The organism is Natrialba magadii ATCC 43099 (assembly GCF_000025625.1).
In the GTDB taxonomy this organism is placed as follows: domain Archaea; phylum Halobacteriota; class Halobacteria; order Halobacteriales; family Natrialbaceae; genus Natrialba; species Natrialba magadii.
This window is the reverse complement of the sequence record NC_013922.1, coordinates 3,248,075-3,259,068: the sequence shown is the minus strand read 5'-3', so window position 1 is coordinate 3,259,068 and position 10,994 is coordinate 3,248,075. Positions and strand designations below refer to the sequence as shown.

Annotated in this window: 8 protein-coding genes; 1 reads left to right on the top strand and 7 read right to left on the bottom strand. The window is 58.9% G+C overall.

Features of this window, described 5'->3' with window-relative positions; genetic code table 11:
- Window positions 1-70: 70 nt before the first annotated feature.
- Complete coding sequence (locus tag NMAG_RS15180) at window positions 71-1,456, top strand: ICP22 family protein (RefSeq protein ID WP_004214553.1); 1,386 nt, start codon at window positions 71-73, stop codon at window positions 1,454-1,456.
- Window positions 1,457-1,494: 38 nt separating this feature from the next.
- Here the strand turns inward: NMAG_RS15180 and NMAG_RS15175 are convergent, their stop codons facing one another.
- Genes NMAG_RS15175 through NMAG_RS15145 form a run of 7 tightly spaced genes read right to left on the bottom strand, consistent with a single transcriptional unit; the run spans window position 1,495 to window position 10,802 of the window.
- Window positions 1,495-2,262, bottom strand: coding sequence for a DUF7289 family protein (locus NMAG_RS15175; RefSeq protein ID WP_004214554.1), 768 nt, complete (start codon window positions 2,260-2,262; stop codon window positions 1,495-1,497).
- Window positions 2,259-2,750 (bottom strand): DUF7266 family protein, encoded by a 492-nt coding sequence (locus NMAG_RS15170; RefSeq protein WP_004214556.1) that lies wholly within the window; start codon window positions 2,748-2,750, stop codon window positions 2,259-2,261. The genes NMAG_RS15175 and NMAG_RS15170 overlap by 4 nt, the downstream gene beginning before the upstream one ends.
- Window positions 2,747-3,613: a hypothetical protein gene (locus tag NMAG_RS15165; protein ID WP_004214557.1), complete on the bottom strand. Its 867-nt coding sequence runs from the start codon at window positions 3,611-3,613 to the stop codon at window positions 2,747-2,749. The genes NMAG_RS15170 and NMAG_RS15165 overlap by 4 nt, the downstream gene beginning before the upstream one ends.
- Window positions 3,607-4,245, bottom strand: a complete 639-nt coding sequence (locus NMAG_RS15160) for a DUF7288 family protein (RefSeq protein WP_004214558.1) — start codon at window positions 4,243-4,245, stop codon at window positions 3,607-3,609. The genes NMAG_RS15165 and NMAG_RS15160 overlap by 7 nt, the downstream gene beginning before the upstream one ends.
- A 2-nt stretch (window positions 4,246-4,247) precedes the next feature.
- Complete coding sequence (locus tag NMAG_RS15155) at window positions 4,248-4,790, bottom strand: DUF7287 family protein (RefSeq protein ID WP_004214559.1); 543 nt, start codon at window positions 4,788-4,790, stop codon at window positions 4,248-4,250.
- 1 nt (window position 4,791) lies between these two features.
- Window positions 4,792-6,846 carry a type II secretion system F family protein gene (locus NMAG_RS15150; RefSeq protein ID WP_004214560.1) on the bottom strand — a complete coding sequence of 685 codons (2,055 nt, stop codon included), beginning with the start codon at window positions 6,844-6,846 and terminating at the stop codon, window positions 4,792-4,794.
- Window positions 6,843-10,802 carry a type II/IV secretion system ATPase subunit gene (locus NMAG_RS15145; protein ID WP_004214562.1) on the bottom strand — a complete coding sequence of 1,320 codons (3,960 nt, stop codon included), beginning with the start codon at window positions 10,800-10,802 and terminating at the stop codon, window positions 6,843-6,845. The genes NMAG_RS15150 and NMAG_RS15145 overlap by 4 nt, the downstream gene beginning before the upstream one ends.
- Window positions 10,803-10,994: the final 192 nt, after the last annotated feature.

The following is a 10,994-nucleotide window of genomic DNA, read 5'->3' as shown; positions in this document are numbered from 1 at the left end:
TCACCGTCCGTCTTCGTCCCCTGAAAGTCAGCCGAGCGTTACATGACCCCTCGCCGAGTATCGCTGTCACATGACCGGCGCTGCGCTTCGCACGTTCGTCGCTCGATCACGCTCCGTGGTCGAGTCCGCACCACCGGCCGTGCGCCCGGCGACGCGCACCTGGTTCGTCGACCCCTTCCTCGAGACGCTCGGCTGGGACGTCCACGCCGACTCGTGTACGGCCGAGACGACAGTCGACGACACCGCACTCGAGTACGTCTTTGCCGTCGATGACGTCCCTGCTCTCCTCGTCGCTGTCGAACCCGCAACCGAGACACTCGAAACAGATCGAGCGCGCTCTCTGCTCGAAGCGATGACCTGGAGTGGGATCGACCGGGCACTCTACACGAACGGCCGCCAGTTCCTCTTTCTCGCCGGGACGGAGACTGGAGTGGGCGCTATCGATCGACTCGTCTGTTCACTCGACGAACTCGTCGACCACGAGGAGTCGATCGAGTACTTCACGCGTGCCGCGGTCGGCCAGCGCCTCGATCCGACCAGTCGACAGGCCATCGCGAGACAGTTTGCACTCGAGCGCCCGCAACTGGTCGACGAAATCGTCGCGACGCTCACCGACGCGACAGGGGAGGCAGCGAGCGCGGCGGCACTCGAGACGGCGACGGCGCGGTTCGTCGATCAACTGCTCGTTTCGTTCGGATCCGACGATGGGTTGCAACTTCCGGCTGATGCTGGCGATGTCCACGAGGACGTGTCGCTCCAGTTTACAGAGTCGACGGCGGACAAGACCACTGGCGCTGGTGGCGCGACCGCAGAAGACGAGGGAGAAGGGAGAGGGAGCGACACAGAACCAGCGTCAGCGTCGGAGGCCGAACCGAACACGGAGACCGAATCAGCGGTGGATCCGGACGAGGGGGTCGACCAGGACGGGCCTGTCGGCGGTGACGGCACCCACAGAACGGCTGAAACGCCGACGTCTGAAGGAGCGACAGACGCGGACGACAGCGCCGACTCTACGGTGGACACCGACGACGACGCAGCAACCGACCCCTACGTCGTCCGTTTTTTCAACGACCGCGGCTCGATCGGCGCGATCGGTCACTCGCAGTCGCACGAAGCACTCGTACAGGCCACGGAATATCTCTTCGAACGCGGCCTCAGCGGAATTTCGGTCCCCTGGAGTCCGGCAGACGTGGACTCGGAGCAGAGTGTAGATACCGAGCACGCAAGCAGTGGCGTAGACGGGGACAGCACCAACTCGAGTCCCCCGTCGACAACAATCTTGAACGACACTCCGCACGCTGCCGATGGCACACCTATGGCCAAGCCACGCCAACTCTCGAACGGACTCTACCTCGAAACGGCTGGTACGCTCGACGTGCATGGTACTCGAGTTGAGGCACTCACGAAGCGAGCGGGCTTGCGGGCGATGTTGACGGGTGCGTGGAACGACGAGTAAGAGGAGAGGGAGTCGCGGTGGTTGTGGTGGTTGTGTGATCAGTACTCGATGGAGACTTCCACGACTGTTACGAGAACTTCGTCTGCAGTACACTCGCCCTCGTCCCAATTACCTCGGTCGAGGATGTGATCCTCCCAGGCGGTCTGTGCTGGTGATGAGCCGGCAGAAACTGAGACGTTGTCAATGTCCTCATCGTACACTTCTGTCGTTCGATTCTCGACAGACATCGTGAACCCAAGACCGTCACTGCTCTGGATCGACCGCTCGTCGGCGTCGATCGCCACGAGTGAGATGATAGCTCGGTCATCATTGCACGTTAGGTGCGGTTGCCTGACGACGGCGCTCCCGAATTCGCTCTCCCGAACGACGGCTCCACCATCGTAGGCGACTGTATCCGAACCGGTGGTGTAGGCAAATTCACCGAGACTGACGGAATCCGTATTAGGGTCGTAGAAGTTGCTCGCCGAATTGTCGTGAATCGATTCACCATTGATTGAGACTGTAACCTCCGTTCCGCTACTGCCGGTCGAAACTGTTCCTTCTCGCAGGGAGAGTTCGGCGTAGCGCTCTTCGATCGCGCTGTGTTGTAACACATCGTTATAGTTCTCCGCGAGCGCGTCCATCGCCCGCTCAGCATTTTGCAGTTGTTCGTTTTCCTGGTAGTCTTCCATCGCCTGAAAGCCAGTCATCGAGAGCAGTGCAACCGACGAGAGGATGATTCCGAAGACCAGGACGAACGCGATGACCTCAGAGACACCGCGGTCATCACAACTGAATCGCCCCGGTGACTGTTCAGATCGCTTCATCGGTTCCCTCCGGTGAGTGAGATTCCATCGTCGTCAACCTCGATTTCGATCGTTCCGCCAGCGACCTCGTTTTCATCGATGTCTCGATCTGTCGTAAACGGCACGTGAACCACGGTATCTGCGTTACTCGCCGTCAGTTCGACGCAGTCTGTCTCACCATCGAGTAACGGCGCTTCGCAGTCCTCACGCAACGTGACGGTGTAGCCGGAGTTCGCCACAGTGCGTGGATGGGCTGCTGTAATCGTCACGTCCGGATCGTCTTTGGCGGCGAGCTGGTCTGCACTCTCGACCTCGCCAGCGATTCGTTCACCGATCGTCTCGAGTGATCGCTCCGCAGAGCGATCGGTCTCCGTCTCGAGTAGGCCGCCAGCGCTGGTGAGCAAGAGCGCGATCAGGATTGTCGTGATCCCGATGGTGAGGACGTGTGTGACGGCGATGGACATTCCGCGCTCTCGGTTATCTCCGTTAGACTCGTGATCGGAGATCATGTGTCACCCCCGTAAACTGGAAACACAGACTCTTGTTCGATAGAGATATCGTTAGATTCGTACGTGAACGACATGTCTACCGACCAGATAGGATCGTCACCTGTATTGGATCCGACAGCGAGCGTATCTTCTTTTGTAATAATTTCGTACTCGCCTTGGATCTCGCCCTGGTATTCCGCTTGCGCGTTTTCATACGCCTCGTTTGGATCGAAAACGCGAGGGACAGCCGAATGGGGTGATCCGTCCACAGTCCCCGCAACGAGGTCGATGCGAACTGGATCAGATCCGATGGGTTCACCATTGATTTCGACTGTTCCTCCAGCATTCGTTTCGATCGTAACAGTAGACTGTGAACTGTCGATCGTAAGCTCACCGTGATCGTCTGGATCAACCTCGAGAACGAAGTGCCCAGCCTGTAGGGTGTCAGATTCGTCTGTAAGGTCGTCATCGGACAATGTGTCGAAATCGCCTAGGTCTCCCCTGGCGATCGTGCCTTCGGTAGCGGTATTCGGATCAACGGACACGTTTGTGATGACTGGCCCGCTGTTTGTTGTTACGTTTTGGTGGTAGTCAGCAAAGCCATCGATCACCGTACTGTACTCCCCCGAGAGCTCACCCATATTGTCGCGATGAACGATTTCTGCAACGGTCTGTTCAACTTCGTGCTGTGTCAGCTCCGCATCAGCGGTGCTCTGACTCGTCGCACTCGAGGAGATCGTCTCGGTGTAGAGGACGCCGTTGAAGACGACGACGATGCCGAGGATGATGAACGCGAGTGCGATCGCACCGATGAGGATGACCTGACCGCGGTTGCGTTGTGGCTCATCAGTTTCTCGGGGCGTGTGAGTAGAATCGCCTACCATACGACCAGTCGCACCTCCACGACGTTGTAGACGGGATCTCCCTCGCTCGTTGCGCGTGGGATCATTGGGTCCTCAAACTCCCCGATCTCCTCTTCCTCATCTGGTTTGACGTACTGATCCTCATATAGCGTCACCATGTAGCTTGTAGTGATCGCATCCGACGGTGGACTTCCCTGGTACACCGCCGTTTTGTGATCGAACTCGCTTCCATCAGTGTAGTGGAACTCGAGATTGTAGTTCCAGCCCTGGTCTGCAAAGCGCTTGTTCAACACTTGCCCGAGGACGGACGCATTTTCGAGATCATCCTGGCTAAACGTTTGATACTCTTCATCAGGCGCTGGTGACCCAGAAGCCCCTGCAAAGCTTTCATCCTCGTCCCAGTGGCGAACGAGTGCCGACAGATTGTCATGCTGGTCGCTGACAATCAGTGCGTCCTGTGCTTCCTGCTGAACCTGGGACTGGACCGAGCGATCGGCCAGTCCACCCGATGTTGGCGTGATAACGACCGACTGGAGTGCAAAGAGTACCGCCATCAGGACGATCATCGCACCGATGAAGCCCTCGAGTGTGTAGGCCTGACCGCGGTCGGTGTGTCGCTCCGTTTCCGTTCTCTGTGTGCGTTCTCGATCCATTGTCACCACGTCCTCACAACGAGCCTACAGGCAGACTCACAGCCTTCTGGGGGTGTTCCATCCTCATCTACGACAGTGACGATTCGTGCCGCACTCGCCGCCGATTGGTTGTCGTACGTGTCTCCAGCGGCGAGTTCGTCCGTATTCACGTAGCGGCCGTCCTCGCCCTGCGGATTCAGTCTTTCAATACTGATGTTCACATTGTCGTAGACAATCTCTTCATCCTCGTTTGCACGGAGTCCGATTTGCTTACTCAGTTCCGTTTCGTTTGCCTCCACATACCGTTCTTCGAACTCGTCATCGATGATTTCGTTTGCCTGCACGCCATCAGATAGATTCGCGACAACCTGATCCGCAATCCGGTCCGCCTGTGCAGTCTCGGCACCACCGGCTGGCGAATCAAACGGCGTAATCAGCGACGGCAGAAACGAGAAGACGAACGCGATCGCCAGGATAAAGATTCCAATACCGACGACGAAATCCTGCGTCGTCTGTCCTCGTTCCCAGGCCGACGTCCCAACTGAAATCGTGCGTTCGTCGCGCATATTAGGCCACCAGCGTCCAGCCGAGAAGCGCGATCGTCGCCAGCACGATCGCGTACTTGAGTCCGCTCAGTACGTCAGCATCGCGGATATAGCCACAGATGAACCCGGAGATGATTCCCTGCAGCGTCACTGCATGGAAGAACAACGCTGAGAGCATGTCGATATTGATGTTGTCACTCAGGTCTGCCTGGGCGAGTTCACTGTCGGCACCGGCATCGCCACCGCCTGCTTCCAGCCCCGCCATCGTGTCGATGAACTGGGTCTTGAGAATCGCGATCACGGCGAGCACCGTCAGGAACGTCATGATAATGATGACGACCTGCATCCGGGTTCGAGACTTGCGCTCGCGCTCGATATCGTCGTGATTCTCGCTCGCGCTCGCAGCCGTTCGGAGCACGTCTGTGATCTGGTTGGATGCCTCCTGTGCTTCCGTAATGAGCCGCGTCGTCCGTGCGAGTCGCGGAATGTGGTACTTGTTGTTAAATTCGATGAGCGCCGCCTTCAGACTCGTTCCGTAGTTGACCTTCGTGTGCATCAACTCGAACTCGCGGGCAAGTTTGCCGTTCGTCGTGTCGGCCACGGATTGGAACGACTCGAGTAGGGTCAGTCCTGTGTCGTTCGCACTCGAGAGCTTTCGGAGGTCTTCCGAGAGCGTCTTGACGACGGTGTTACGGTGGCGAACGTTCCACTCGCGGAAGATCGAGAGTGGGATCGCGATGATGTAGAACGGAATGTAGACGTAGAGCACCGTCCCCCAGATGACGTTATTGAGCAGCGCACTCCAGGAGAGCGGTGCTGCGCCGGTCATCATCGCAGTCGTCACGACCACGAGTGCCGTCGGAACCGTGACTGCGAGGGTGTACAGCGGATTATCTCGGAAGAAGATGTGTGGTCGCTTGAGCACCTCGAGTGTCTCGTGGGTCCCCTCGCGGTTCTTGATGCGGTCGAAGACGCTGTGTTCGCCGGTGAACTGCTCGACGAGGCCGAGGTTCAACAGCCCTCGCTCAGACCCACTCTGGACGTGTTTGTCGCCGGTCGTGTTCGAGAGGAAGCCATCGCCCGGTTCGTCGTGTTTGACCGTCGAAACGAGGACGAGGAACCCGATCCCTGTGAGCGGAATCAGCCCGTAGACGGTCATGTACAGCATCTCGTTGGTGACATCCGCCTGCGGGATCATCTGCATGACGACCATGATGATGATCAACAGGAGTGGGAACAGCGAGAGCGTCATATACATCTCGCCGAAGAGTTCGAGCGTCTCGAGGGTGATCTCCTGTTCCTGCTTGGCTGTTCGCATGTGCTTTTCTTTCTTGTCCTCGAGGAAGCTCTCCATGTCACCGCCGCTGTTGACGATCGAGAGCATGTCCGTCAGGAACTGCGAGAGTTCGTCGCTCGGCGTCTCGATCGCCTGATTTCGGATCGCAGTTCGGTAGTCGACGTCGAAGTACTCGGTTTCCTTGACGATGCTCTGGAACTCCTTTGCGACCTCGCCGTAGGTGTCGTCGGCCTGGGCCATCGCCTCGATGATCTCGAGTTGGTTCAGGCCACCGACCGACAGCGCGTACATGAACGAGACGGAGTCTGTGAGCAGCATGTTGATCTCACGCTTCCGAGCGGAAGCACGAGAGTAGGGTATCGCGACCAGTGAGCCAAAGCCGAGGGCGAAGCCAATCGTCCCGAATATGAGTCCGGTGACGAAGACGAGCGCCGGAATTCGAAGTGCCTCGATGATCGCGAGCAGTGTCTCGTTGCCAACGGGGAAGCCGATAATGACGTCGACGGCGATGAGTCCGGTTGCAAACAGGAGATAGCCAAGCGTCAGTCCGATCAGCCAGAGTGCGAGGCCGCTGATGAAGCCGATGCCGAGCGACCGAGAGAGGTACATCTCGACCGTATCGGTCATCCGGGCCTGGGTGAGTTTCGTCTCGACGTCCTTGACGAATTCGCTGTCCTCGCTGAAGAGCACGTCATAGAGGGGGTAGAACGTTTCACCGAGGAGGTCGGAACCACCGGAAACGTTCCCAGAGGTGGCGCTAGAATCGGTTTTGAGGCTCATTCGTCGGTCTCCGTGCTGTTGCTGTTGGTACTGGTGGTGTTCTCGGTGGTCTCATGCTCGCCACCGTCACTCTCGTCGTTACCGGCCTTGCTCTCACCACCGCCTGCATCGACTGTGCTCCCGGCGTCGTCTGCATCGTCAGTTTCGCTCTCGTCCGCGAAGATGCTCGATTTCGGTCCGGGCTCGGCATCGTCAAAGAGTGAGCCGTCTTCAGACTCCGGCTGTGGCGCTTCCTGCTCCCCATCCGCCGTCGAGTCTGCATCACCAAAGACCGTCTCCGACTGGTCACCGAAAATCGATCGTGATTCATCGTCACCGTCATCGCTATCACCACCCGAATCGCCACCATCGTCCGTCTCTTGCTGCTCGGGGGTAACGGCTGTCTCGTCGGCGGAATCGATCTCCGACTCGTCAAACGAGATTACGTCGCCGTCTGGCTGGTCGGTATCGGTGTTCGCTCCCCCTTCGCCATCGCCTTCGCCTTCGCCTTCATTTCCACCGCCCGCTTCGCCACTACTGGGCACCGACTCCTGCTCCGATTCCGGTTCCGGACCTTGTTCCGGTCCTGGTTCCGGATCCGGATCCGGATCCGGATCAAATACGTCCTCGAGTTCATCGCCCGAAAACATCGCATCACCATCTGCTGTCGACGTCCTCTCCGAATCCGTCTCGACCGGCTGGTCGGATGACGCTTCGGTGGCGGACTCGAGTTCGTCGAGCGTCTCACCCATGTCGTCGAAGAGGCCGCCGAGGTCACCGTCGTCCGCCTCATCGGATGGGAAAACGGTGATGTCGTCGGCTGCATCTGTTGCCGTCCCGTCGGCCGACATCGAGCCCCCGGTTGGCCCCGATCCCGAGCCACTGAATGGGCCGTCAGTGTCGTCTGTCGGTTCGTCGACGCTCCAGGCAGGTGGCTCCCCGGAGCCGAAGTCGTCTGTGTCGACGGTGTCAAGAACGTCAGTTTCAGTTTTCGTTTCAGTGACGGGGTCGGTATCGGTGCTGGTAGCGGTTTCACCACCAGAACTATCCATGCTGTCCACACCCGAAGATGAAGTAGTGGCAGCCGCTGGGGCAGTGTCGTCTGTCGATGCCGAGTCAGGGGCCGGACCGGCGTTCGGGCCCGTTTCGGCAGCGGTGGCCTCGATGCCGAATCCGCTGTCGTCGGACTCAGCAAACCAGTCGGGTTCGTCGTCTGCAGCAGCCGTCGCCGTCGCCGTCGCCGTCGCCGTCGTTGCTCCCGACCCGGCAGCCGTCTCGAACGCGGTCGGTCCGTCGCCGAACGTCCACTCGTCTGCGAGCCCATCGTCGATATCCCCCGAGAAGTCGAACTCGTCGGCTCCGGTATCGGCCTCGACTGTGTCCTCACTCTCGACCTCCCCCAGTGCGCTCGCAAGCCCGCTTGGAACCTTCCCGCGGTACTCTTCGAACAGCGACTCCTCGGCTCGTTCGAGGAGGTCCATCGAGAGGTTGTACGTCTCGCTCGTCGCGTCCGGACGCGGCACGAGTTCCTCTTTCTCCTGGTCGACGTCGATCAGGACGCTCTCCATCTCACGGAGGTCCTCGAGACTCTCCTCGAGTTGCCCGTTCGCGATAAGCGTCAAGATTGTGTCGGGGTCGTTGATGAACGCCTGCACTGTCGCCGCGACTTCGGCGTAGGTGTTGAGGCCGTTCTTGATGAGGTAGGCGAGAATGACCTCGCGTTTGAACAGTTCGTTCTCGAGCTTTTCGGTGCTCCAGCCGCGGTCGAACTGGATCTCCTCTAGCGTGTTTGAGTCCCCCATCTTGAGGAACTCGTCCGTTTCTGCCTGCCACTGGTAGACGTCCTGGACGTTGATCTCGTCGTGTTCGGCCTCGTAGTGGTTGATCTCGGTGAGCGACTTGTTCCGGCGGACTTTCCGGCCCTGCACCCGCGTCTGGGTCTGGATCGAGACCAGGTCGAGTGCGGTGAACATCGTCTTCGAGACGTTGATCGGGTCCGTCGTGAATCGCTTCAGGACCTCGTCGACGGAGTCTGCGTGGAATGTCGTGTAGGTTGTGTGACCAGTCGACATGACCTGGAACAGCGTTCGACCCTCCTCACCACGGATCTCACCCATCACGATGTAGTCTGGGCGCTGTCGGAGCGCGGCTTCCAGCAGGTCGAACTCGTCGACGTCACCCTGCTCGTCGTCGGCGAACGAGGGCCGGGTAACACTCGCGATCCAGTTACGCTGTGGCAACTCGACTTCGCGGGTGTCCTCGATGGAGACGATCTTCGCACTCGAGGGGATAAAGAGCGACACTGCGTTCAGCGAGGTCGTCTTCCCGGATGCCGTACCTCCGGCGAAGATCAGGCTCTTGTGATTCTCGATGGCGAGCCAGAGGAACGCCATCTCGTCCAGACTGAAGGTGTTCCAGTTGATGAGGTCGATCGGCGTGAACGGCACGTCCTTGAACTGACGGATAGTGTAGTTCGTTCCGTGGTCGGAGACCTCCTGGCCGAGCGTGAGCTGGGCACGCGAGCCGTCGGGTAGCGTTGCGTCAACCTGCGGCAGCCGTTTACTGATCCCCTTCCCGGATCGCTGGGCGAGTTTGACGACGAAGTCGTCGAGTTCGTCCTCGCCGTGATAGATGTTCGAAATGATCTGCTCGTACTCGGAGTGATAGACGAAGACGGGCGAGTTGTAGCCGTCTACGGAAATGTCCTCGACGTTGATGTCGTGTTTGATCCCGTCGATCCGCTCGTAGCCGATGAAGTTGCGCTTGAGGAAGTAGAGTAGCTTCTCGACCTGATACTCGTTCAGGGTGTCGGGGTCCTCCGCGAGGATAATCGGCTCCGGGCGTACCTCGATTCCCTCGAGTTGGGCCGGCCCGTCGTCCTCGTCAGCTTCGTCTTCGTCGTCCAACAGCGTCTGAATCGTCTCGATGATCCCCGCCTTGTTACTCCCCGACGTCTTCTCGAAGAGGTCATAGCGCTTTAACAATTGGCGCGTCTCGTCCTCGATAACGATCCGTCGGCCGTCCTCGTCCGCTTTCTCCTTGACGCCGTCGTCCGAGTACTTGATCGCCTTCCTGAGTTTGCCCGAGAGAAAGTCCTGCAACTCGAGTTCGATCTCGTTCAGGTGCGGCTCGATCATGTAGTACTTCTTCTCGTTTTCCTTCTCGGAGTGGAAGATAACGACGTAGGCGTAGGGTTTGTTCACCCAGTAGCGCTCGAGTTCCCGATAGTGGGTCTTCTTCTCCATCGGCACCGTCTTCTCGAGATCGTAGCGGTTGCTGACGGTCGTGTTCCCGTCTGCAGTGGAGAAGAACTCGTCCTCGTCGATGTCGTCCTGAATGTTGACCGTCCGTTCCTCGATGACGTCATCGAGTTCCATCGCGATGTCGTCGGCGATCGAGAGGCGATCCTCGAGCGTGTCCGGATCGAAGCCGAGAGCGTCTTCCTCGTCGTGACGAACGATTTCGCCGTCGCTATCGCGCGGTCGACTACCGTCGTCCTCGTAGTAGTACTCCCACTTGTAGTGCTCCCAGGTCCAGACATCCTTGACGACCGGTGTCGTCTCCGGGTCGACGTACTCGAGGAACGGCTCCTCGAGTGCGTCGTAGTTCGACCCGGCCATCGGGATAACACGGTCGTGGAGGTCGTCTGGTGTGTAGCCGAGATACGGTTCGGGATCGAACGAGACATCCGCGAAGTCCGTATCCGTCGGCACCACCGCCTCGGGCTCCTCGTCGGTGTCGAGTCCGAGCTGGTCCGTGCTCTTCTCGTCGCGTTCGAGGCCCGAATACACCGTTTTGGCCTCGTCCCCGTACCCATACTCCTCCATAAAATCCGCCCACGTATACTCGCCGACACGCACGCCAGATCCCGAACCGGCGTCCGACTCGTGGGAGCCTGCATCCCCCGACCCAGATGCCGACGCCTCACCCGTCGACGCGCCGTCAGCATCCGGTTGGTCGGCTTCGTCAATAGCCATTATCCCGACCCTCTCAGTCACCCTTCAAAAAATTCATCCACTCATTACCATATCTGATAACTCGGCAAGTCAGTTCGTCGACACGTGCTTCCGTCTGGTGGTCTGGTGGCACATACCGTGTCCACTGATGGCGGATTGTATTCGAAGAAAAACAGATCAGGCAGGCAGACGGGTTTGGGCTGTCGCCCACCA

What these genes read in the sequence shown, in the direction of transcription:
- NMAG_RS15180 (WP_004214553.1), top strand. Translation starts at nt 71, where the DNA reads ATGACCGGCGCTGCGCTTCGCACGTTCGTCGCTCGATCACGCTCCGTG.
- NMAG_RS15175 (WP_004214554.1), bottom strand. Translation starts at nt 2,262, where the DNA reads ATGAAGCGATCTGAACAGTCACCGGGGCGATTCAGTTGTGATGACCGC.
- NMAG_RS15170 (WP_004214556.1), bottom strand. Translation starts at nt 2,750, where the DNA reads ATGATCTCCGATCACGAGTCTAACGGAGATAACCGAGAGCGCGGAATG.
- NMAG_RS15165 (WP_004214557.1), bottom strand. Translation starts at nt 3,613, where the DNA reads ATGGTAGGCGATTCTACTCACACGCCCCGAGAAACTGATGAGCCACAA.
- NMAG_RS15160 (WP_004214558.1), bottom strand. Translation starts at nt 4,245, where the DNA reads ATGGATCGAGAACGCACACAGAGAACGGAAACGGAGCGACACACCGAC.
- NMAG_RS15155 (WP_004214559.1), bottom strand. Translation starts at nt 4,790, where the DNA reads ATGCGCGACGAACGCACGATTTCAGTTGGGACGTCGGCCTGGGAACGA.
- NMAG_RS15150 (WP_004214560.1), bottom strand. Translation starts at nt 6,846, where the DNA reads ATGAGCCTCAAAACCGATTCTAGCGCCACCTCTGGGAACGTTTCCGGT.
- NMAG_RS15145 (WP_004214562.1), bottom strand. Translation starts at nt 10,802, where the DNA reads ATGGCTATTGACGAAGCCGACCAACCGGATGCTGACGGCGCGTCGACG.